This window comes from Psychrobacter sp. 1176_08, assembly GCF_052850615.1.
The window spans coordinates 81,289-105,482 of sequence record NZ_VXCU01000006.1 but is presented as its reverse complement, the minus strand read 5'-3'; the positions used below and the strand labels follow the sequence as shown (position 1 = coordinate 105,482).

Genomic DNA, 24,194 nt, shown 5'->3' with positions numbered 1-24,194 from the left:
ATCATGCAGATTTTGAAGAAAATGCTTAAGACAAAGCAATGATTAAGAATCTCTTTCAAACTGACATTATCTACTGCCATGGACTATCGGCAATCTATTACTTGCCTCTGAAGGCCATCACTACTAAGGATAGTAACGATGTTAAAATCCAAATCTGCCACTCGCCTCGCACCAGCTGTTAATACTCAGCTCTCAACTTCTATTATTACGAAACAATCAAAAATGTCACGCTGCTTGTTGTCTGTCGCCATCACCAGTAGTTTACTACTGGTAGGCTGCGGAGATGATGACAACGACAGAGTTGTCTCCTATGACACGACAGTTGAAACCATCAATGCATTTAGTACCGATCAAATTGATAATGGATTTGGTCTAGGAAATACCGCAACGCCTGATGCCAAATGCGACATTAAAATTGAAAAAATCAATTATCCAACGGTAGGTGCAGCGGGCGAGCGTACCAATGCAACTGCCGCACTGATGCTACCAAGTGGTGATAGCGCGGACTGCCAAGGTGATCGACCAATACTGCTTTATGCACATGGCACCACCACCGATAAAGACTATGACTTCAGTCAAGTGGCGAATACCCAAAACCCAGCGGTGGCTGAAGCCACATTGATAGCCGCGAATTTTGCTGCACAAGGTTATATTGTGGTGGCACCAAACTATGCCGGTTACGATGATTCTAATCTAGAGTATCATCCGTATCTGGTGGCAGAGCAGCAAGCTACTGACATGGCGGATGCATTAGAGGGTGCGCGTACGATTATTGATAGACAACAACGCGTCAATGATACGGATTACACCAGTATTGATGACTCTGGCAAACTGTTTATTAGCGGATACTCACAAGGTGGCCACGTTGCCATGGCAACCGCCCGTCTTCTAGAACAACAAAACGAGCCAGTGACGGCAATTGCACCTTCATCAGGACCTTACGCATTGGCCGCATTTGGTGATTTTATATTTAGAGGAAATGTGAATGTGGGTGCCACCCGTTTTGCACCGTTATTGGCAGTAGGTTTGGATAAAAAGTATAAAAATATCTATAGCAATACATTAGATATTTTCTCGGCGCAGTATGCCAATACTCAGCTACCAAGTATGCAAACATTTGGCGAGTTGGTGAATGCTGGCAAGTTACCTGATAACGCGCTTTTCCAGTCAAAACCTACCAATAATCCTATTCTCGATCAACTCCCAACCAGCAATTTGCCTTTTGCTTTCTTAGGGTTCGACGATGATAAATATCTGATAAAAACAGACTTCCGTGCCGCTTACGTTGGCGATGCCTTACAAAATCCAGACAGCCTAGTAGCTAGTACAGGAGTATTGCCAGCCGCTAATCCACAAAACAATTTGCGTAAAGCGCTAAAAGATAATGACCTCCGCGGTTATGTACCTAAAATGCCAGCCCTATTGTGCGGTGGTAACCAAGACCCAACCGTTTTTTATGATATAAACACAGGATCAATGACGGCCATCATACAACAAGCAGGAGCAGCTTCAGGCGCCAATCTAAACGTCACAGTATTGGATGTTGACACTAGAGGCAATCGCGGCGCAGTAACACCAATTGGTAATGCCATGAGCAATCCATGGATGTCCACGTCTATCATTGATAATGTTCAAGGTAGATTTTCTGCAACTTTGACAGCTGTTCAAAACAAAGCCATCGCAGATGCTCAAGCGGGAGGAGTGACTGATCCGACGGTATTGGCTCAAGCAGCAGGCGCCGCTGTATTGGCCAGCTATCACGGCGGCTTAGTCAGTGCAGCCTGTACCCAAGCGACACGCGAATTCTTTGATCAGGAATTCACAGCCAGTTAAGTTCATTCAGAACTGCTTATAACTACTATTTTACCATTAAAAACTGTATCTACTGGATGCAGTTTTTTGATGAATGTATGCCAATAATTGAAGAGAGGAAAATATGAAATCAATACTATTGTCACTATTCACAATTATTTTTGTTGTTGCGCCTATTAGCCAAGCACAAGCAAAAAATACCCCATGTTCGGGTAAGATGGGCGGAGTATCTCACTGCTCAGCAGATGGTAAATTTGTGTGTAACAACGGCAAAATTAGCCAATCTAAAAAAACCTGTCACTAACGTAAATTTAACGGGCAGCGATTCATAAAAATATTGCTGCTAATAAGCTGTTTTCCTTGATTTTAATGACAGTCAGATGCCCCTAAATCAGTAATTTTGTGCTAAAATAGCTTCTTTTATTAAACATTAAAACGATCGTTATTTTCCTATTGTTTTGCACGGCTAGCCGTATTTTTATGATCACTATTTTGATAGTAGCTGCGCATTGATGCAGCTATATTTTTTAGAGTGTATTGGTATCTCAAAAAAAGTGTCTACATTAGAAAAAACGAGAGTGAAGGAGTGTATATGAGCGAATCGGTCAGTCCTATTGGCATTGTAGATGAACTAAAACAATCCTATTTGGATTATGCGATGAGCGTGATCGTCTCGCGTGCACTACCTGATGTGCGTGATGGGTTCAAACCTGTACATCGCCGCGTCATGTACGCTATGCATGTGCTATCTAACGATTACAACAAACCTTACAAAAAATCTGCACGTGTGGTCGGTGATGTTATCGGTAAATACCATCCACATGGCGATAGTGCGGTATACGATGCGATTGTGCGGATGGCACAGGATTTTAGCTTGCGTTATCCGATGGTCGATGGTCAAGGTAACTTTGGTTCGATCGATGATGATCCACCGGCAGCGATGCGTTATACCGAAGTACGTATGACCAAGTTGACCCACCAAATGTTGGCTGATTTGGACAAAGACACGGTCGATTGGGAAGACAACTACGATGGATCTGAGCGCATGCCAAGCGTGATGCCAGCACGTATTCCCAACCTATTGGTGAATGGTGCGACGGGTATTGCTGTCGGTATGGCCACCAATATGGCACCGCATAACTTGACCGAAGTCATCAATGCGTGTTTGGCCTATGCTCAAAACCCGCAGGTTTCAGCCGAAGAGCTGATGTCCCATATCTCAGGTCCTGATTTCCCTACAGGCGGCATTATCTATGGCCGCGCAGGTATCTTAGATGCTTATCGTACCGGTAAAGGCCGCTTGCACATACGGGGTCGTTATCATATTGAACCTATGAGTGATACGGGTGTCAACCGTGACCGTGAGCGTATTGTATTCACCGAAGTGCCTTACCAAGCCAACAAAGCCAAGCTGATTGAGCGTATTGCAGAGCTTGTCCGTGATAAAAAAATCGAAGGCATCAGTGAGATTCGTGATGAGTCTGATAAAGACGGCATGCGTATCGCCATCGACTTACGCCGTGGTGAGACAGCAGAAGTTATCGTTAATAACTTGTTTTTACAAACCCCGCTTGAATCTAGCTTCAGCATCAATATGGTGGCACTGGATAATGGCCAGCCAAAAGTATTGACCTTGCGTCAGCTGATTGCTGCGTTTGTGCGTCATCGTCAAGAAGTCGTGACACGTCGTACCATTTACGAGTTAAACAAAGCACGTGTACGTGGGCATTTATTAGAAGGGTTGACGGTTGCACTTGCGAATATCGATGAGATTATTGCAACCATCAAAGCGTCTGCAAACCGTGGATTGGCGCGCGAAAGCTTATTGAATAACACGTGGGGCTCAGGTAGCGTCGTTGCGATGCTAACTGCTGCTGGTAGTCAATCAGTGCGTCCTGACTTTATCGAAGGCGAAGATCCTAAAGCGCCATTTGGTTTGATCGATGGTGAAACTGGCGGTGAGCAACGTTATCGCTTATCACTTGAGCAAGTTAATGCAATTTTAGACATGCAACTGCATCGCCTAACAGGTCTTGAGCAAGATAAGTTGACTGAAGAATATCAAGACTTGCTGCGCGAAATTGCTCACTTAGAGTCTATTCTTGGAGATTTTGACAAGCTAATGACCATTATCTCTAATGAGATGATTGAGATTCGTGACAATTTTGGCGATGAGCGTCGTACGGACATTATCGATTCACGTACTGATTTTAACCGTGAAGACCTGATTCCTGAACAAACCGTTGTCATGACCGTGTCTCGTACTGGCTATGCAAAAACTCAGCCGATTGATGATTATGTGGCACAAAAACGTGGTGGTAAAGGCAAGTCTGCAACTGCGATGAAAGAAGACGATGTCATCGATCATTTGGTTGTGACATCCACGCATGCGACGGTATTGTGCTTCACAGATAGTGGGCGCGTCTTTAGTTTGCGTGGTTTTGAAGTACCCATTGCCAGTCGCGGCGCTCGTGGTCGTCCATTGGTCAATCTTATCGGTCTGAATGGTGACGAGACGGTAACGACCATATTACCGATTCCAAAAGTAGTAGAAGATCTTTCTGCGAAAAATGACGTGTCCTCAACTAGTGACGATGATGAGTCATTAGAAGACAGCAATGAAGCAGTTCCACCTTTTGTCTTCTTTGCAACTGCTAATGGTACAGTCAAACGAGTTGAGCTTAAGCAGTTTGCCAATATCCGTTCGAATGGTTTGATTGCTGTTGGTTTAGAAGATGGTGATAAACTGGTCAGTGCTCGCATCACTAATGGTAGCCAAGAAGTCATGCTGTTTGCCTCAAGTGGCAAAGCCATTCGTTTTGATGAAAATGATGCTCGTGCAATGGGTCGTACCGCAAAAGGTGTACGTGGTATGCGTTTGGCAGATGATGAATTCATCAAATCATTGGTTGTTATCGAAGATGATGTGCGCGAGATATTGATTGCTTGTGAAAATGGCTTTGGTAAGCGTACCTTTATCGATGAGTTCAATACCCAAAATCGTGGCGGTGGCGGTGTGATCGCGATTAAAACCAGTGAGCGTAATGGTGCCTTAGTTCGTGCGACCAAAGTTGAGCCTGAAGATGATATTATCTTAATCTCAGACAAAGGAACATTAGTACGTACGCCTGTTGAGCATGTTGCCAGTTCTGGACGTAATACGCAGGGTGTGACGCTGATCCGCTTATCAAAAGATGAGAAATTGGTCGCCATGGCGCGAGTTGAAAATGAAGAAAACGCTAATGAATTAATCGATGCCATGAGAGAAGATGGTACGTTTGAAGTTGAAGGTCTAGAGCAACAAGACATTGATACGGTCACTGGAGACTCAGCAACTACGGATGTCAATGATGCGATTGATATAGCCAATGACTATTCATTGAATGATGATTCGGCAGACGATGACAAATAAACGTCTCGGCAGTTAGTTTTTTAGTTTAGTTTTTCACACTGCTCTAAAAAAGCCTCTAACGCTATCGTTGGAGGCTTTTGTTTTTTTAGCATTTTATTTCTTTTATTGTCTGCTTTTAATTTTTGGAAGCGCTAATAATTGAAAAAAATGTCTATCACGTTGTATTTTAAAGGCCATAGCTATGCTCACAACCAATCAAACCTTTCAAGGAACTGTTGCCTCGGTATCATCGAGCGTTTTGTTTTCGATGATGTTTTTGTTTGGACTGTTTATGCTGCCTTTAACAGGTACGCAGGTAGCATCATGGCGCGTGCTTATGATGCTGCTCAGTTTGGTCATATTGCTGAGTTTAACTAAACAGTGGCAGCACGTCTTTGATTATGTAAAAACACTAAAGACAGCAAAAGAATGGCTGATATTCATATTACCTGCACCAATTTTGGGTGGGCAAATTTGGTTATTCATGTGGGCACCCGTGAATGGCTTTGGTCTCGATGTCACTTTGGGATATTTTCTGTTACCACTCATGATGATAGTGATCGGTCGCTTTTTTTATCAAGAGTATATGAGCGCATTGCAGTGGATAGCGGCACTATGTGCAGCACTAGGCATTGGTTATGATATTGTTCAATATGGATCAGTATCTTGGGTGACGTTGTTTGTTTGTTTGGGATATCCGCCTTATTATCTCCTGCGTCGCACGCTTTCTGTGCCGCCCATTACTGGTCTCCTATTTGATTTGACATTGCTAACACCAGTGGTACTCGCCATGCTTTATATGAGTGGTGGTTTTAGTGTGGCGGCGCAAAATATGAAGTTTTGGTACCTATTGCCACTACTTGGCGCCTTTAGTGCGCTTGCAATGTCTTTGACAATGATGGCGAGTAATAAGCTGCCTGTTTCATTATTTGGGGCTTTGAGCTATATAGAGCCGATGCTGTTATTTGTGTTCTCTATCACCATTTTAAGTCAAAGCCTTGATGAAGGCGGATCGCTCTTTATGTATGGCATGATTACGCTCGCGCTTTTGGTTATGATAATTGATAGTGCAATAGGATATGTGGTTCGCCGCCGTGACAATCATTTGCATGGCTATAGAGAGCCACAAGTGGGCGGGTTTCCACCGCGTCGTCACTATATCAATCAACGTATCGATGGTGCACTAAAAGCGCATCGTTTTCGCAAAATTCGTCGTTATCGAAAGAAGATAAATAAGATACAGCAGAAATTAAATAATTCTATTTAAAATAAGTACTTAAGTGTATTAAATTTACTCAAGGCAGAAGTTGACACACTAGATGAACAGTGGCATTGCTTATCTATGCTGACTTTGACATAATGCTGCCCATGATGTAAGCACAATACATTACAAGCGTTGATTTTAGATGGCGCGACGACCTTATATGCAAAAGCCTCAGACGTTCTCGTCTGAGGCTTTTGTTTTTTTTTAAAATTGCCAAGGATGTGCCCCAATCTCTAAAGGCTGTTGTAATGCTGACTACTAACCAAACCTCGCAGGGTACAATCACTGCTGTGGCTGCAAACTTTTTATACTCTTTGCTGTTCCTATTTGGTTTGCTGCTGCAACCGTTATCAGGTACGCAAGTGGCTTCTTGGCGCGTACTGACGATGTTTTTTAGTTTGGTACTACTAGTCAGTGTGCTCAAACAGTGGCAGCATATTTTTGATTATTTAAAAACATTGAAGGGCACAAAAGAGTGGTTGTTATTTATATTACCAACCCCAATTTTGGGCGCACAAATTTGGATATTTATGTGGGCACCCGTCAATGGCTTGGGGCTTGAGGTGACACTGGGTTACTTTTTATATCCGATGATCATGATCGTCGTTGGTCGGTTTTTTTATAATGAAGATATGAGCTTACTTCAATGGGCGGCCATTATATGTGCAGGTTTCGGTATTGCTTATGATATTTTCCAATATGGCGCGATCTCTTGGGCGACTTTATTTGTCTGTCTGGGTTATCCGCCTTACTATCTACTGCGTCGCAAGCTGGCAGTGCCGCCAATCACAGGCTTGATTTCTGATCTTGTGTTGCTATTACCCGTTGTCTTGATTGCGCTGTATTTTAATGGTGGTTTCGAAGTTGCGATCGCAAGCGACAAGCTTTGGTATCTACTGCCATTATTGGGCATTATCAGTACCGCTGCGATGTCCTTAACCATGGTGGCAAGCCAAAAGTTACCAGTCTCACTATTTGGGACTTTGTGCTACCTTGAACCGATATTTTTATTTATATTTTCGATTGCGATTTTGGATCGTAATTTACATGATGGTGGATCTATGCTGATGTATAGCATGATCTTTATTGCACTGCTTATTATGATTGCTGATAGCGCTCTTGGCTATCTGGCGCGCAAACGTGATGACCGCTTACATGGTTACAATGAGCCACAAGTGGGCAGCTTTCCGCCGCGGCGTCGTCTCAAAAACCGCCGTATCAAAGGCGTGCTAATCGCGCACCGATTCCGCAAAATAAAAAAATATCAGCAAAAAATAGATAAAATGACCCGAAAAATCGAAGCGTTACATTTAGAATAATACGGAGTAGATTGCGTCATAAAATTGACTTAGTAGACATAATTTTTCGTGATGGGTCTACATAGCGCCTATGTTAAAGGTGAATCAATTACGCTATTATCGATATCAATGTTGTCATGCGTAATAGAATATGCGGCACCATCTATGGATCTTATTATTTACTTATACTACAACTAGGACGGTCTATGTTAAATCTGCATCATTTAAACAACTCGCGCTCATTTCGTATTTTATGGTTATTAGAAGAGCTTGAGCTTGATTATAAGCTAACCAGCTATGAGCGCACCAAATCTTATCTGGCACCTGAAAGCTTAAAAAAGGTTCATCCGCTTGGTCATACCCCAGTCCTTGAAGTGGATGGTCGCGCGCTGGCTGAGTCAGGTTTTATCATTGAATATCTGCTCAGACATTATGACACCGACCATCAGTTCAAACCTACTGATGACAATGAAACGGCGTGGGAAAACTATACTTTTTGGCTACACTTTGCTGAAGCTTCTGCGATGCCGCCTTTGGTCATGCGTTTGGTATTTAGCAAAGTGGTTGAGAGATCACCAATGCTCATCAAACCAATCAGTAAAGGTATTCGCAAACAGGTAGAAGATGGCATGATCGATAACAACATCATGAACAACTTAAACTTGATGGAGCAGCATCTACAAAACAACCATTGGTTTGCTGGTGAAGCGTTTAGTGCCGCTGATATTCAAATGTATATAGTCGTTGCAGCGTCTAACGCGCGCGCAGGGATGGACAGAGTCAGATTTGCCAATCTACTAAACTGGCTTAAGCGTTGCCAAGAACGTCCAGCCTTCAAGCGTGCTGAAGAAAAAGGCGGCACACCGAAGTTTTAAAGATATAATATGCTATTGTGAGCGTTTTTGATTCTTATTTAACCATAGCATATAAAGAAGGTAGTACCATGAACGACCAGAATAAGCTGGCTAAAGATACCGTGCATACCGATGAGAGTGATATTCGTCGTCAAGAAATTCGTGCGCAGCAAGTCTCCATTAAATCATGGACGCAAAAGATATTGGTTGTGCTGTTGTGTCTTGCCAGCTTTTATGGCGGCTGGAAATCTTATGAGTCCAATATGGTCAGCGAGTGCCGAGCCAGTGGTGGACAAATGGTAGAAAATCAGAAAACCATGCTATGTCAATTGTCGTAGTGAATGGATAAATAGATGATTGCTATCAGTCAGAGAAGCTACCAATGCTCAAGTTGACCTTTCTTGGTACGTCAGCTGGTGTGCCTACCAAGCAGCGTAATGTGACGGCGCTTGCAATTGAATGCTTGAATCCCTATGCATCAAGTGCAAATCAACAAAATAGTAAGTCGCACCCATGGCTGTTGATCGATTGCGGCGAGGGCACACAGCAGCAACTGTTACATACCAAGTTGTCTTTGCATCAGTTGACTGCTATTTGCATCACCCATGTGCATGGGGATCATTGCTATGGGTTGCCTGGACTGCTCGCCAGTGCGGCCATGTCTGGACGTCGCCAGCCATTAACTTTGATTGCACCAAAATCCATTGCTACACTTTTAGATGCCATCGTATTGATCACTGAGCTATATTTGCCTTTTGCGATTGACTTTATAGCAGTTGAAGACACAGTAGAGGGGCAAGTGGGCAAAGTGGACATTGCCTTAAATGAGCAGCATCAGCTAACGATCGACATCACGCCTCTCTCGCATCGAGTGTCTTCGCATGGTTTTGGTATCACACAAAATATCAGTCGTCGCACACTAAATACCGCTAAACTCATCGCCGCCGGCATACCTGCCAGTCATTTGTGGGGCAGCTTACAGCAAGGTCAAGATGTGGTGACTGACGAGGGTCAGCAACTGAATTCGACAGACTATGTCAATCATGAGACGCAGCGCACACGCGTTGTGGTCGCTGGTGATAATGATAGCCCCGAGCTTTTAAGTGCGGCAGTAATTGACGCAGATTTATTGGTCCATGAAGCCACTTACACCACCGATGTGTTAACCAAAATCCAAGCCAAAAATCCAGACTTCGATCCGATGCATAGTAGTGCGCGGCTAGTGGGTGAGTTTGCGCACAATAGCGGTATCCAAAACCTAATTTTGACGCATTTTAGCGCCCGTTATCAAAGCTTTGAAAATCCGAATAGTAGCACACCAAATATGGCACACATCCGAGCGGATGCGCAAAGTGGTTATCAAGGCAATCTTTGGCTGGCAGCCGATTTTGCTCAGTATATAGTCAATGGTGCCAGTGATTTGACCAATAATCAAAAACACGATCGCGTACAGTATCTAGGTCCTGCACGCGATCATGAAAAATGATTTAACGCTTACTGTCTTCGATAGCCAGCTGTGTTTTACCACTCCAATAGCGACTAAACTGATAAGCAACCCGTCCTGAGCGCCCGCCACGTTCGGATGCCCAACGTAGCGCCTCTGCTCTAATAGCGTCAAGTAAATTGCCGTCTTCTGAGCTAACTTCAAGAGTCATATCGGTATTAGCCAAGATTTTCTGTTGTTCTAAAATCAGATAATGCTGAATAATTTGTAGATAGGTTTGCTGATCCATGGGGTGAAAGGTGAGTGACAAACCAAATCGATCAGATAAAGACACCGTTTCATCAATGGTCTCATAAGGATTGACTTCATCTGTCTGACCATTGTAAATATCAAGATTGTCTTTCATCATCTGCGGTAATAGACGACGGCGGTTACTGGTGGCGTAGACCAATAGCTTGTCTTGTTCAGAATCCAGCGCACCATCGAGTACGCTTTTTAGAGCGCGATAACTTTCATCTTGACCATTGAATGCCAAGTCATCACAGTACACTATGTAACGGCAACCACAGTCTACGGGTAACGCCTTAATGGCGGCGCGTATTTTGTCTAATACTTGCAAATCATCACGAGCAATCTCAATAATGCGCAGCCCCTCACTATGATAAGCTTGTAATAGAGCCCGAATCAATGAAGATTTACCTGCACCGCGTGTTCCTGTCATCAACACATGATTGGCTGGATAGCCTTTTAAAAACTGTCGTGTGTTTTGTATGAGCTTTGATTTTTGTCTCTCGATACCTTGCAAGTCGTCTAAACTTAAAAACAGATTGACTGCTAGGGGTGATAGATGACCATTTTCACCGCCGATCCAGCGATAGGCCAGCTGCTCAGGATCAATTTCGATCGTTGGCGTGACCTGCTCTTGTAAGTATTGAGTTAGCAAATCTAGTATTGGCGTGGGTAGGGCATAATGAGTAGTAGGTTTAGACGAGTGGGTAGGTTGCGACATAATAGCTCTAACTGTTGAGGTGGGATTTGAGAGGTATCATCGTGGTTTTTTCAGGACGTCACTGTATGATAAGAGTTTGCCATGAAAAACCAGACCATGCAAAATAGTGCCAGTAATCGGCTGATTATACAAGCTTTGCAAACGCAAGCTCAGCAGCTATTGCCGCTTATTACTCAAGCACTGTCTGCACTACAATATAGCGAAATAGTGCATCAGCGTATTGCTCAGCAAAATGCTCTGCAAACACGAGGTGCTGAAACAAAAACCACAGCAACAAGTTGTTATCAAGGTTTGACACGCGCAAAGCACCCGCAATTCGGTAGCGTGATGATTAAGTGGCAGCTAAATGCTTTTGAAAATCATGATTTATCCGGTTTGACTCATGAGTATGATGTGCTGAAATCTTTGAACGCATTATTACAAAATCAGAGTGCGCAAAAAGCTTTTGTTCCTTCTGTACTTACTTGTGAAAAAATAAGCATTCAGGCAATGGAGCAGAGTCAGCAATTAACGGCACTTGTCATGCCTTATTATCCAAATGGAAATTTAGCAAAGCAGCTTACTAGTCAAAACGGTCCCTCATTAACCGATAATCACAAGCATCATTTTATTAAGCAAGCCGCTTATCTTGTAGCCAAGTTACATCATGCTGGCTGGCTACACAATGATATTAAACCCAGTAATATTTTGCTTAATGCCGCTTTAGAAAATGGTGGTCATAATATTAACGAAACGTCTGAGCTAGTCATGATTGATTTTGCGTTAGCAGAGATGATGCATCAACCTATTAACTCAAATCCTGCTGGGACGCCTGCCTATCTGGCACCTGAGCGCTGGCAGGGACAGAGAGCAACCATACAAAGCGATATCTACGCGTTTGGTATCATGATGGTTGAAATACTCACGAGCGAACGACCGTTTAAGATTGCTGCTGAGAGTATCGATCCAGTAATTGATTGGGCGACTCAGCATTGCCAAACCCCCGTTCCAAGATTGCCGTTATCATATAGTGGTTATCAATTTATAATAGACAGGGTATTAGCAAAGCGGATAGAGAAGCGGTACCAGAGTATGGGCGAAATACTGTTAGATTTAGAGAAAGTGTGAGCCTACGATTAAAACTCAGACACAAAAAAACCTGCTAAAAAGCAGGCTTTAATATTTGGTCTAAGATGTACTATCCGAAAATGGTGGGGCTGGAGAGACTCGAACTCTCACACCTTGCGGCGCCAGAACCTAAATCTGGTGCGTCTACCAATTCCGCCACAGCCCCATTTTCGTTACTCTATCATCAAAAGCGATTAAGTTCAAACGCTATCTAGACAGTTAACTGATTCGGTAGTGCGTCTCAGTGGTTGGCTATTATATAGAGTTTGAATTTTTGGTCAACCCCTATTTTCGATTATTTTTAATTATTTGACGAATATTTTTCAAAAATTTCATAAATAATTGATAATAAAAACATTTTTGTTTGAAGGTTTTGCTGCTTAAATACCTATATATTTGGTTTTTGCTATGACGGAATATCTAATTGCTGTAATTTGCGTGTCAGCGTATTACGTCCCCAGCCAAGTAGGTTAGCAGCGGCTATCTTTTTACCGCCACTATGTTTAAGAGCTGCTGTCAGTAGGATGCGTTCAAATTCAGGCGTTGCCGTTTGCAAAATATCAGTTTCGCCTTCTTGTAGTGATTGCTCAGCCCAAATAGCCAGGGCTTCCTGCCAGTTCTGGCTCTCAAATCCCTCATGCAGAATATCAGCTCCAGCATGGTGGTGCTGGTCTTGTATGGTTTCTTGTGCAGAGGCAGACAGTTGCCTTAGTTGAGGCTTCACTGGGTTATGCTCAAGCAGTTCTGGCGGCAAATCATCAACCATGACTGTGTCACCAGTTGCCATGACGGTGAGCCACAAGCAAACGTTTTCAAGTTGTCGCACATTGCCGCGCCATTCAAAAGACTGCATTATCTGCATCGTTGCAGGATGCAGTTGCTTTGGAGTCATATTCATCTGCTCAGCCGCGCGCTGCATAAAATAAATGGCTAGGGCAGGGATGTCTTCGCGCCGGGTGCGTAGAGGCGGTAGTGGCAGGCGAATGACGTTTAGGCGATAAAAAAGATCCTCACGAAATCGACCCAGTTTGACCAATTCTTCTAGATTTTGATGGGTAGCAGCGATGATGCGCACATCTACTTTGACCGGCTGCTGTCCGCCCACTCGATAAAACTCTCCGTTGGCCAATACTCGTAGTAGACGCGTTTGGGTGCTAAACGGCATATCTCCAATTTCATCTAAAAACAACGTCCCTCCATTTGCTTGCTCAAAACGACCTTGGCGCGTTGTGGTGGCCCCTGTAAACGCCCCTTTTTCATGACCGAATAACTCTGACTCAATCAGATCATGCGGAATGGCTGCCATATTAAGAGCGATAAAAGGTTGTTGTTTACGAGGTGAGTGCTGATGCAAGGCACTGGCAACCAATTCTTTACCGGTCCCTGACTCTCCTGTAATCAAAACGGTAATGGGTGAGTGCGCCAGTCTACCAATGGCACGAAACACGGTTTGCATGGCTTGCGATTGTCCAATAATTCCACTAGGATTGCTTTGTGCCTGAGATTGGACTTGGGATTGAGTATCGGTTTTGATCTCAGGTTGATTGCGAGCAGGTTTGTGCGTTTTACTCACAGGGCGAGCTGTGCTAATGGGCTTCGTTGTTGCCTCTGATAAGACTTCTTCATTAGGTACAGTATCAGGAGTGGCATCGATATCAGATTCCGTGACATTGGAGTTCGTCGACCTGTTAGGCTGATAGTTGATGGCTTTATAAATCGTTGCGACTGCATCATCTAAGTCAAATGGCTTAGGAAGGTATTCAAATGCGCCTGTCTGATAGCTGTTGATTGCAGAAGTTAGGTCTGAATGCGCTGTCATAATGACGATGGGAAGCTTGGGAAAGTTCCGGTGTACCCAATCACTAAATGACAAGCCATCCATCATCGGCATGCGGATATCTGTCAATATCACGTCTGGCAATGGCTCGGCTGACTCTGGCTGCTGCAAGATATCATTAAGGCGTGTCCACGCTGCTTGCGCTTGTGTAAAGCTAATAACCGTCAATCCTGCGTCTTCAAAAGTATCCTCCAATATCAAACGTAGGGCAGCATCATCGTCAATAAGCCATAAAGTGGCAGAGTGATTGTCTGCATGGTTGTTGACGGTGACTTTTGCGGTTTGGTCATTGACCTGTTGAGTATTTAACGCTTGATTGTCTGGAGCTTGCCGATCAAAAGTCTGATCTTTCGGTGAGTAGTTATCGCTTTTAGGGTTACGCGTGTTGTTATAGTCAGTCATGTATCAGGCCTAATGAGCAATGAGTTGATTCAGGTTTATGATTGAGTGGTGAGACAATGATTTAAGCTTTAATGCCATTTACGTTTTAACCGTGTTTACGTCTCAACGATTGGTTGATTAAACGGTAGATAAAGCGTAAAGCGGGTTTGGCCTTGGCTATTATTGAGGTGGCCATGAGAATTTTTTGCTTGTGTGGAGCTGACATCAATCATACCATGATGATGGCTAATAATATCTTGCACAATGGACAATCCAAGTCCAGTCCCTGCTGCCCGGCTGGTCACCATTGGAAAAAATATTTGTCCGATGAGCGCAGGATCAATCCCTGAGCCATTATCGGTGATGTTAACTTGTAGTACTTGTTTATGCTGCTGCCCACTGATGGTGTGTTGAAACGCCACGCGGGTTTGAATATGCAACGTCGGTTGGTAGTCACCATTGCTATCTTTATGCGCCTGTGAAGTCGCAGATTGAGCATCAGACAATTCTTTTTGCTGCAATGTTTGGGCAAACTCTGTCATGGACTCGCAAGCATTATTGATCAGATTTAAGAATACTTGAATCAGCTGGTCTTTATCAGCCTGCAACTCTGGTAATGATAAGTCATAATCACGCTGTAATGTGACTTCTGGATATTGATTAAGCACTAAGGTTATGACGTGTTCCAATGGCTCATGGATATTCAGTACCTGCCAATTAGGCAGCTGATTTGAGCCAAGAAACTGCCCAATAAGATGGGTCAAACGATCCGTTTCCGAAATGATGATATCAGTATAATTACGGAGTTTTTCCGCAGTTTTTTGTAGATTTAGATTGGGGTTTAATACGGAGGTCGACTGAGCAGTAGTATCAGATGATTGAGAACTGAAAGTAGCAGTATCGCTAAAGGTGATGAATTTTCGCTGGAGTAATTGCGCCGCACCGCGAATACCAGCAAGGGGATTTTTGATTTCATGTGCAACCGAGCGTAGCATATTTCGAGCGACGCTATATTGTTGCTGCTGGCGTTGTTCTTCTGAGATACGGCTTTGACGATCCTTGCCCCACATCTCAATAATAAAATAATGCTGTTGTTCATAAATCACAGGCGTCACGCTGTAGTCGACTGACAATGGAAAATTACCATTTAAAGAAGTATTGATAATGTGATCGTGATCGATAAAGGGCTGCTGATAGTGCTTGGCCTGCGTAAAACGCTCAGTCAGAGAGCAAGTGGGTTCAGCTTCTTTATCTTCAATTAACGTATGATCTTTTGGCATTGATTTCTCTGTGACCAGTAATGTCAATATGGACTGATTGAGCAATCTACCACTACTGATCGCAAGCAACTGTTCAGCTTGCGCATTCAACCAAATAATAGACAACGCATCATTGACCCATAAAATAGACGTAAACAAATGCTGTGATAAGAACGCTAAGTCAGGTGTCAGTTTTGTTGGGGTCAAATGACTTGTCATAGATAATGCCTAATAAAATGATGCATAAGTGAAAAAGTGCTTGATATAATATTTAACCACAAATCAACAGTATAGAGCGGCAAAACTGGCGGTTTTTGTAAAAAAAACGTACAATGCGCACAGCCAATTATCTCTAGCAAGGTCAGCCATGTCCAAAACTTCTACCGAGTCGGTAAATACGACTACGATCACCTCGCCGTCAGCGTCTACTGCTCCTAATAATACAGCCACTATATTTAATCCTGCTAAGCCTGCAATGGCAAAAGAGCAAGGGTCGTCAGACAGTAGCCAGCCTTACCACCATAAAGCCAATCACAATCAAAACCGTAGTATCGTGCAAAGCAGTGATGCTGCTTCAACGGCAGCAACTTCTACTGCGCCAGTGAGCGCAGCACCAAAGATTGGGTTTGTATCGCTAGGTTGCCCAAAGGCACTGGTAGACAGTGAGCGCATTATTACGGAACTTAGCCGTGATGGTTACCAAGTCGCAAGCGACTATGACGGTGCAGATTTGGTCGTGGTCAATACTTGTGGCTTTATCGAGTCAGCAGTACAAGAGTCACTTGACGCCATTGGTGAAGCCATTAGCAAAAACGGTAAAGTCATCGTTACAGGCTGTCTTGGCAAAGAAGCGGAAAAAATCCGTGAAATGCATCCAGCGGTGCTCGCAGTGACAGGTGCTCATGCTTATGATGAAGTGATTACCGCAGTGGCGCAGCACGTGCCTAGACCCAACCGTAGTATGGATGCCAACTACGATCCAAAAATAGATTTGATCAATGAGGCAGGCATAAAGTTGACGCCAAGTCATTACGCCTACCTAAAAATCTCCGAAGGATGTAATCACCGTTGTACCTTCTGTATCATTCCAAGCTTACGCGGTGATTTGGTCTCGCGTCCGATTGACAATGTCATGAATGAAGCGATGGCACTGAAAAAGGCGGGCGTGAAAGAATTGTTGATTATTTCGCAAGATACCTCTGCCTATGGTCTTGACTTAAAATATAAGACCAGCTTTTGGAATGGTATGCCCCTAAAATCTAAGTTTTATGACTTGTGCCAAGCATTAAACGATTTAGGGATTTGGGTGCGCCTACATTACGTCTATCCTTATCCCCACGTAGACAAAGTTGTTGAGCTGATGGGCGAAAAAAAGCTGTTGCCGTATTTGGATATTCCTTTTCAGCATGCCAGCCACAGTATCCTAAAGGCCATGAAGCGCCCTGCACATAGCGAAAACACGTTGGCACGCATCAAAGCATGGCGTGAGATTTGCCCAGATATCGTGATTCGTTCAACCTTCGTCGTTGGCTTCCCTGGCGAAACAGAAGAAGATTTCCAGTGTTTGCTCGATTGGCTGGTTGAAGCGCGCCTTGATCGCGTTGGGGCATTTACTTACTCAGAAGTTGAAGGCGCGGTCGCCAACGATTTGCCAAATCATGTACCTGAAGCGGTTAAGCAATCTCGTTATGAGCGCTTGATGGCACTACAGCAAGAGATATCGGCACAAAAGTTACAAGAAAAAGTTGGCAAGACCTTGATGGTATTGGTTGACGAGATTGATAGCGACGAAAATATCGCGATTTGTCGCAGTTACGCTGATGCGCCAGAGATTGATGGCCATGTCTATGTTGACGAAATTACCGATCAGGTGAAAGTGGGTCAATTCTTAACAGTCACTATTGATGATGCAAGCGAATATGACTTATTTGCCAGTTATCAAGGTGAACACTGACTATAATATGCGAGTGAAAATTGCCCAAGAGCGGGCAGTTTTTGCTACAATTAGCGCAATTTAGCCTGCTTCATACGCCGCCAGCCTGTATGGCGCTGCAGGCAGACGCTATTTGTATTTTACCCATGATTGTAATTATAATTTAATACTAACAAGGTGACCTCATGTCTGACAAAAATCCACGTTACTCCCGTATCTTGTTGAAACTCTCTGGTGAAGCTTTGGCCGGCAGTAAAGACATGGGTATTGATACCGAAGTACTTGATAAAATGAGTTTGTCTATTGCCCACTTGCGCGGCCTTGGCGTGCAAGTCGGTATCGTCGTTGGTGGTGGTAACTTATATCGCGGTGCACAGTTGCAAAAAGAAGGCTTGGTTGGCCGTGTCACAGGTGATCAGATGGGTATGCTGGCGACAGTCATGAACGGACTTGCCATGCGTGATGCGCTTGAGCGTCGCAATATCAAGACGCGTTTGATGTCAGCACTGCCAATTGGTGAGGTGACAGAAAGCTATAGCAGTCGTAATGCGATTCGCTACCTCAAAAACGGCGAAGTTTGCATTTTTGTGGCAGGCACAGGCAACCCGTTTTTTACCACTGATACCGCCGCTTGCTTGCGCGGCATCGAAATTGAAGCGGGTCTTATTTTAAAAGCCACCAAAGTGGACGGCGTTTATGACAAAGACCCAAGCCTACATACCGATGCCAAAAAATACGATGGCTTAACGTTCGATGAAGTGTTAGAGCAAAAACTGGGCGTGATGGATTTAACTGCCATTGCATTATGCCGTGAGCACAATGTACCGCTACAAGTTTTTGATATGAATAAGCCCAATGCTTTATTGAATGTCATTATGGGCGAAAATGAAGGCACGCGCGTTTATCATTAATACGAGCGACGACTCTTGTTGTAGTAAATACCCTAATAACTTTTTATAACTAACAATAATGAATGATTTGTCGGTAGCGATAAATAAGGATACATGATGATTAAAGAGATTAAGCAAGACGGCGAAGCGCGCATGCAAAAAACGCTAGAAGCGCTTGAGAGCACCTTTAGTAAAGTACGTACTGGCCGTGCACATCCAGGCATGTTATCTGGTGTAATGGTCAGTTACTATGGCTCACCTACGCCATTGAACCAAGTTGCTAGCGTAAACGTAGAAGATTCGCGCACGCTATTGGTTCAGCCATTTGACCGTACTATGGTACAAGCGGTAGACAAAGCCATTCGTGAAGCAGATCTGGGTTTGAATCCAATGACTGCTGACGTAATTCGTGTGCCAATGCCAGCGTTGACAGAAGACACGCGCCGCGACATGCAAAAACTTGCCCGCGGGGAAGCTGAGAGCAGCCGCGTTTCTATTCGTAATATTCGCCGTGATATGATGAATGACATCAAAGAATTGGCGAAAGAAAAAGAAATCTCAGAAGACGACGAGCGCCGCGCCAGTGATGATATTCAGAAAATTACTGACAAGTATATCGACACTATCGATAGCCGTCTGAGCAAAAAAGAAAGTGATTTGATGGAAGTCTAAAAACGGGTCAGCCTATTATTTATGGCATAACCAGTCGAATTATATTTTGACAGTTTAAACAGCCAATGTGCGAGTGCTATTGGCTGCTTATTATTATGTCGATTGGCAGGATGTTTTTATAGCAATATGGTTTTTTGGTCTTACTCAGAGCATGAGCATATGTGTTTTTGAATACTTGGCCCATCATATCTTATCGATAATAAATGTATATGAGCTGATAATGTATTTATGATAAGTTCATGAATTGTCTGTATGACGCTTTTTAACTGCGCAAGTCCACGTTATTATTATCTTACCTTAACAATAAGCAAGTTTTCTTATGTCCACTTCAGTTTTTTTGGCTCCTGACATTCTTCCACGCCATATCGCCATTATCATGGATGGTAATAATCGTTATGGGAAAGCCAATGACTTGGCAAAGGGGCAAGGACATGTGGCTGGCAAAGATGCCTTAGATCCTATTGTTGAGTATTGTGTCGAAACAGGTATTGAGGTATTGACCGTATTTGCTTTTTCTAGTGAAAACTGGCAGCGCCCGCCTAGCGAGGTGGCGTTACTCATGCAGCTCTTATCATCAACCATCTATGAGCAAATACCGCGTATGAATGAGTACCGTATTCGCTTGCGTTTTATTGGTGATCGCAGCCAGCTCAGCGACAGTTTGCAAGCATTGATGGCAGATGCGGAAGAAAAAACAGCAGAGTTTGAAGCCATGACCTTGGTCATTGCCATCAGTTATGGTGGACAGTGGGATATTGCAAATGCGGCAAAACAGCTAGCTAAGCAAGTCCAAACAGGACAATTACGGGCGGAAGAAGTGAGCAAAGAGCTGCTGGGTGAGTACGTGCAGTTGGCAGATGCGCCAGCAGTAGACATGTTGATACGTACAGGCGGTGAGTATCGAATCTCCAATTTTTTATTGTGGCAATCTGCTTATGCAGAGCTGTTTTTTACTCAAACGTTGTGGCCAAATTTTGGTGCGGAGGAGTTGTCTACTATGGTAATCGAATTCGCTCAGCGTCAACGCCGCTTTGGTAAAACCAGCGAACAAATAGTGATAGAGCAGCAGTCTCGTTAATGTGGTGACGGTTTTGAGGATTTCTAAGTGCTTTTATAAGTAAGTACTTTTATAAATAAGCATCTTACAAATAAGTCTTTTACAAAGCCAATATGCTACTAGTAGTTAATAAGCTGTGTTTGTGAAATAATCAATACTCTCATTAGGGTCAATTGCTATTAAAAGATGATTATAGATTGACAGCTATATAAAGCACTTTTTGTTCATGCGTTTTTTATTATTATAAGGCTCAATAAGTATGTGGCAACGAATTAAAACGGCAATTATTCTCGTTATTATCGTTGGTATTGCAATGTTTGCGAGCCAAACTCCTATTTTATTTGCGCCGCTATTAGCCATTGGCGTCATTATCGCCGCTCACGAGTGGACAAAGCTGATGCCAGCATGGCGTCAACCGCCAGTTTTTGTATTGTTGGTACTGATACTGACATCGGTATCTTTGCTTTTTAAAGTGACTTGGTTGTTTTGGTGGATTGCTGCCATCGCGATATGGCTAATGGCTCTGTCTTGGGTAAATGCCTTTCCGACACATACCAATTGGTATGGCAAAAAGCTGGCATTAATGGGCGCTGTGATATTGACAGCGTCCATCACAGCCATGTTTTATTTATGGCAGCTGTCAGCATGGTGGCTGTTATACGTGTTTTTATTGGTATGGTGTGCTGATAGTGGTGCGTATTTTGTTGGTCGTAAGTTTGGCCGCCGAAAAATGGCCCCAAATGTCTCACCCAATAAAAGTATGGAAGGGCTTGCTGGCGGTTTAGTGACGGGTTTGTTAGTCGTTGTTGCCATTAGTATTTTTAAGCTGCACCTGACAGGTGTGCCTTTGGTTGCTTTTGTGCTACTGTCTGCGCTAACCATTTTGGCCTCAGTGCTTGGCGATCTGTTTGAGTCAATGCTTAAGCGTCGTGCGAAAGTAAAAGATTCAGGAACCATACTACCTGGGCATGGCGGTGTGCTTGATCGCATCGATTCGTTATTGTCTGCTACCCCAATATTTGCGCTTGGTTTTTGGGTGATACAATATTTCGGTTTGATGGTTGTATAACGTTAAAAAGTCCTTATATTAGTCTGTTTTATTTTTACTGTATCACTTACATTCGTACTCTTTATATTCTTTACTTTTTGTATATAGGCACCATTGGTTATGACGCAACGCATCGCCGTATTAGGCGCGACAGGTTCGATTGGCGATAGTACGCTAGCAATCTTAGCCGCGCAGCCACAGCATTATGAGGTCTATGCGTTATCAGGTCATCACCGTTTAGACAAATTATTTACGCTCTGCCAGCAGTTTTTACCAAAGCGTGTCAGTGTACCTCTGACAGCGGTGAATGATTTTGCCAATCGTCTCAGTATGGCAGGCTTAAACATCGATGTGGTAGGCGGTGAAGAGGGGCTGGTAGATATTGCCAAAGACTCCCAGACCGATACAGTGGTAGCAGCCATTGTGGGTGCAGCAGGCCTTCCTTCTACCTTAGCTGCTGCCCGTGCAGGCAAACGTATCTTGCTAGCCAACAAAGAAGCTTTGGTTATGGCAGGTCAATTGATGATCGACGCGGTCAAAGCAAACAATGCGACTTTGCTACCACTCGATTCTGAACACAATGCTATTTTCCAATGTTTGCCGCTTGCTATTCAACAAGACAATACCCAAATCCACCAAAAAGACCACGGGGTGCGCAAGCTTTGGTTAACGGCATCTGGTGGGCCATTTTTGCAGCAATCATTTGAGCAAATGCAACAAGCAAGCATTGCTGAAGCTGTCAAACACCCAAACTGGTCAATGGGTCAAAAGATATCGGTTGATTCTGCCACGATGATGAACAAAGGCTTGGAGTTGATTGAGGCGTGTCATCTATTTAATCTGCCTGAAGATAAGATAAATGTGGTGATTCATCCACAAAGTATCATTCACTCAATGGTAGAATACAGCGATGGCAGCTTCTTAGCCCAGCTTGGCAGTCCAGACATGAAGACACCAATCGCGCATGCGCTCAGCTATCCCAAGCGTATGGATAGCGGCTCGCAGCCATTAGATTTGTATGCGCTTAGTGGATTAGAGTTTATTGAACCTGACTTACAAAAATTCGCCTGTTTGCGCCTTGCACGCCAAGCCATGCAAGCAGGAACACACGCAACGATTGTACTGAATGCGGCCAATGAGATAGCAGTGGCTGCATTTTTAAATGGACAGATTCGCTTAACAGATATTGCTGATATCAATGAGCAAGCCCTAACTAACACTCAAGTGCTATTATTAAATGATAGTGCTGACATAGAAGACATATTGGCAATTGATAAAATAACGCGTCATCATACCGATAGACTTATCAAGAGTCTGACATAATCATCTCATGAGCCATTTAACAGAGAAAAGAGCATGACATTTTTATTAACGCTACTAGCGGCAATATTTGTCTTGGGCCCACTTATTGCTTTACATGAGTGGGGTCACTATATCGTGGCGCGTCTTTGCGGTGTAAAGGTGCTGACGTATTCTATCGGCTTTGGACCCAAGCTCTTTGGTTGGACCAGTAAGAAAAGTGGCATTGATTATCGTATCTCAGCACTACCACTTGGTGGCTATGTCAAAATGCTTGATGAGCGTGAAGGGAATGTCACAGAACATGAGCAGCATTTGGCTTTTAATCGCCAGCATCCGCTAAAAAAAATTGCGATTACTGCAGCGGGTCCTCTCATGAACTTTATCATTGCAATCGCGCTTTTTTGGGTGTTATTTATGACGCCATCAGAGCAGCTTGCGACGAGAATTGGACAAGTCTTACCTGATACACCCGCTGCCATCGCACAGCTTCCCGTTGGTGATAAAATTGTCGCCATTGATGGCCATGAAGTGCAGACCTGGGAAGGTATTAACTATCGTCTCGCAGATCGTATGGGTGAGACAGACAAGGTGAGTGTTACTTTGCAGTCAGACGCACAAGTCGATAGCCCGACCAAAACATATCAAGCGCCCGTACAAAAGTTTATGCAAGGGGCAGCACAAGGTAAAGATGCCTTGAGCAGCTTTGGTATGTTACCGTGGCAACCCAATATCGCACCAATCGTTGGTAACTTGACGCCCGACGGCGCTGCCAGTCGTCAAGGTCTGCAAAAAGGTGATCGCATTACAGCTATCAATGATGAACCAATCAAAGATTGGATTAGTGCGACTCGTATTATTCGTGATAGTCCAGAGAAGTTGCTTAATTTCACGGTATTGCGTGATGATAAGTCGGTTCAATTACAGATTATGCCGCAAGGTAAAAAAGACAATTTAGGTAACGACTATGGGCAGATTGGTGCTATGGTGGAGCAATCTGAGATTGTTATTCCTGATGCTTATAAGACGACCGTGGTATATGGTCCTGGTGAGTCACTGATCAAGTCTTTTGAAAAAACTGAGCAATTGGCTGTCATGACAGTTAGCTCGATGGGTAAAATGCTGTCAGGTATGATTGGGTTAGACAACTTATCAGGCCCAATTACCATTGCCAAAGTCGCCAAACAAAGCTTTGATATTAGTTGGGAGATGGTGTTATCCACCGCAGCCTTGATCAGTTTGAGCCTTGCTGTATTGAATCTTTTACCCATTCCGGTATTAGATGGCGGTCATATTGTCTATCATTTTATTGAGCTGATACGCGGTAAGCCACTTTCAGAAGGGGTACAAATGGTAGGATTAAATATCGGCTTACTCTTACTGGCAGGTTTCATGGTGTTAGCAATTGGTAATGATATCAGTCGTCTGTTTTAAACAATTATTCTTCTATACCCTTGATCAGAGGAGATATAATAATGGCTTTACCTCAATTGTGTCGTCATTATTCATGTGACAGGTAAGTGGCTTTATATCAGGACCTCTGTACTAATCGTAATTTTTAGTTTATTTTGTGATGCATTTTATATAAAGTGTTCTGAGTCTCCCATGTATCGTTCGAATTTGACATGTGATGGACTGG

The 24,194-nt window shown here is 43.7% G+C and carries 18 protein-coding genes and 1 tRNA gene; 15 read left to right on the top strand and 4 right to left on the bottom strand.

Translation table 11 applies throughout. The features are described 5' to 3' along the window. Positions 1-138 precede the first annotated feature (138 nt). The 7 genes from FW759_RS09245 to FW759_RS09215 all read left to right on the top strand — a co-directional run bounded on the left by FW759_RS09245 (position 139) and on the right by FW759_RS09215 (position 10,105). A complete protein-coding gene (locus FW759_RS09245) occupies positions 139-1,833 on the top strand; it encodes an alpha/beta hydrolase family protein (RefSeq protein ID WP_446442807.1) in 1,695 nt (564 codons plus the stop codon). Positions 1,834-2,404: 571 nt separating this feature from the next. Continuing rightward, complete coding sequence (gene gyrA / locus FW759_RS09240; protein WP_446442806.1) at positions 2,405-5,224, top strand: DNA gyrase subunit A; 2,820 nt, start codon at positions 2,405-2,407, stop codon at positions 5,222-5,224. A gap of 181 nt (positions 5,225-5,405) precedes the next feature. Beyond that, on the top strand, positions 5,406-6,470 hold the full coding sequence (rarD, locus tag FW759_RS09235) for an EamA family transporter RarD (protein WP_446442805.1): 1,065 nt from the start codon (positions 5,406-5,408) through the stop codon (positions 6,468-6,470). Between the two features lie 245 nt (positions 6,471-6,715). Then, entirely contained in the window at positions 6,716-7,786 is a 1,071-nt protein-coding gene (gene rarD / locus FW759_RS09230; RefSeq protein WP_131397134.1) for an EamA family transporter RarD, read from the top strand. Between the two features lie 185 nt (positions 7,787-7,971). After that, positions 7,972-8,640 (top strand): glutathione S-transferase, encoded by a 669-nt coding sequence (locus FW759_RS09225; protein ID WP_062844104.1) that lies wholly within the window; start codon positions 7,972-7,974, stop codon positions 8,638-8,640. Between the two features lie 68 nt (positions 8,641-8,708). Continuing rightward, positions 8,709-8,957 carry a hypothetical protein gene (locus FW759_RS09220; protein ID WP_062844105.1) on the top strand — a complete coding sequence of 83 codons (249 nt, stop codon included), beginning with the start codon at positions 8,709-8,711 and terminating at the stop codon, positions 8,955-8,957. Positions 8,958-9,001: 44 nt separating this feature from the next. Next, complete coding sequence (locus FW759_RS09215) at positions 9,002-10,105, top strand: ribonuclease Z (protein WP_446442804.1); 1,104 nt, start codon at positions 9,002-9,004, stop codon at positions 10,103-10,105. 1 nt (position 10,106) lies between these two features. Here FW759_RS09215 and FW759_RS09210 read toward each other — a convergent pair whose 3' ends face one another. Next, a complete protein-coding gene (locus tag FW759_RS09210; protein WP_446442803.1) occupies positions 10,107-11,072 on the bottom strand; it encodes an ATP-binding protein in 966 nt (321 codons plus the stop codon). A gap of 81 nt (positions 11,073-11,153) precedes the next feature. Between FW759_RS09210 and FW759_RS09205 the strand changes: the two genes are divergently transcribed. Beyond that, entirely contained in the window at positions 11,154-12,179 is a 1,026-nt protein-coding gene (locus FW759_RS09205; protein WP_446442802.1) for a serine/threonine protein kinase, read from the top strand. A gap of 81 nt (positions 12,180-12,260) precedes the next feature. Here FW759_RS09205 and FW759_RS09200 read toward each other — a convergent pair. The 3 genes from FW759_RS09200 to FW759_RS09190 form a co-directional block, all read right to left on the bottom strand. Beyond that, a tRNA-Leu gene (locus FW759_RS09200) sits at positions 12,261-12,345 on the bottom strand. Positions 12,346-12,585: 240 nt separating this feature from the next. Continuing rightward, positions 12,586-14,418 carry a sigma 54-interacting transcriptional regulator gene (locus FW759_RS09195; protein WP_446442801.1) on the bottom strand — a complete coding sequence of 611 codons (1,833 nt, stop codon included), beginning with the start codon at positions 14,416-14,418 and terminating at the stop codon, positions 12,586-12,588. A gap of 95 nt (positions 14,419-14,513) precedes the next feature. Further along, entirely contained in the window at positions 14,514-15,875 is a 1,362-nt protein-coding gene (locus FW759_RS09190) for a two-component system sensor histidine kinase NtrB (protein ID WP_446442800.1), read from the bottom strand. A 148-nt stretch (positions 15,876-16,023) separates the two neighbouring features. Here FW759_RS09190 and rimO point away from each other — a divergent pair, with 148 nt between their 5' ends. The 7 genes from rimO (at position 16,024) to rseP (ending at position 23,989) form a co-directional block, all read left to right on the top strand. After that, entirely contained in the window at positions 16,024-17,610 is a 1,587-nt protein-coding gene (gene rimO, locus FW759_RS09185) for a 30S ribosomal protein S12 methylthiotransferase RimO (RefSeq protein ID WP_446442799.1), read from the top strand. 164 nt (positions 17,611-17,774) lie between these two features. Then, the gene (gene pyrH / locus FW759_RS09180) at positions 17,775-18,500 is read left to right on the top strand and encodes a UMP kinase (RefSeq protein ID WP_443504809.1); all 726 of its coding nucleotides are present in this window, start codon (positions 17,775-17,777) and stop codon (positions 18,498-18,500) included. A gap of 96 nt (positions 18,501-18,596) precedes the next feature. Beyond that, positions 18,597-19,151, top strand: a complete 555-nt coding sequence (gene frr / locus FW759_RS09175) for a ribosome recycling factor (protein ID WP_062844111.1) — start codon at positions 18,597-18,599, stop codon at positions 19,149-19,151. Between the two features lie 319 nt (positions 19,152-19,470). After that, on the top strand, positions 19,471-20,229 hold the full coding sequence (gene uppS / locus FW759_RS09170) for a polyprenyl diphosphate synthase (RefSeq protein ID WP_446442798.1): 759 nt from the start codon (positions 19,471-19,473) through the stop codon (positions 20,227-20,229). Positions 20,230-20,467: 238 nt separating this feature from the next. Beyond that, positions 20,468-21,277 (top strand): phosphatidate cytidylyltransferase, encoded by an 810-nt coding sequence (locus FW759_RS09165; protein WP_062844113.1) that lies wholly within the window; start codon positions 20,468-20,470, stop codon positions 21,275-21,277. A 99-nt stretch (positions 21,278-21,376) separates the two neighbouring features. Beyond that, a complete protein-coding gene (gene ispC / locus FW759_RS09160; RefSeq protein ID WP_446442797.1) occupies positions 21,377-22,579 on the top strand; it encodes a 1-deoxy-D-xylulose-5-phosphate reductoisomerase in 1,203 nt (400 codons plus the stop codon). A gap of 33 nt (positions 22,580-22,612) precedes the next feature. Beyond that, positions 22,613-23,989 (top strand): RIP metalloprotease RseP, encoded by a 1,377-nt coding sequence (gene rseP, locus FW759_RS09155; RefSeq protein ID WP_446442796.1) that lies wholly within the window; start codon positions 22,613-22,615, stop codon positions 23,987-23,989. Positions 23,990-24,194 lie beyond the last annotated feature (205 nt).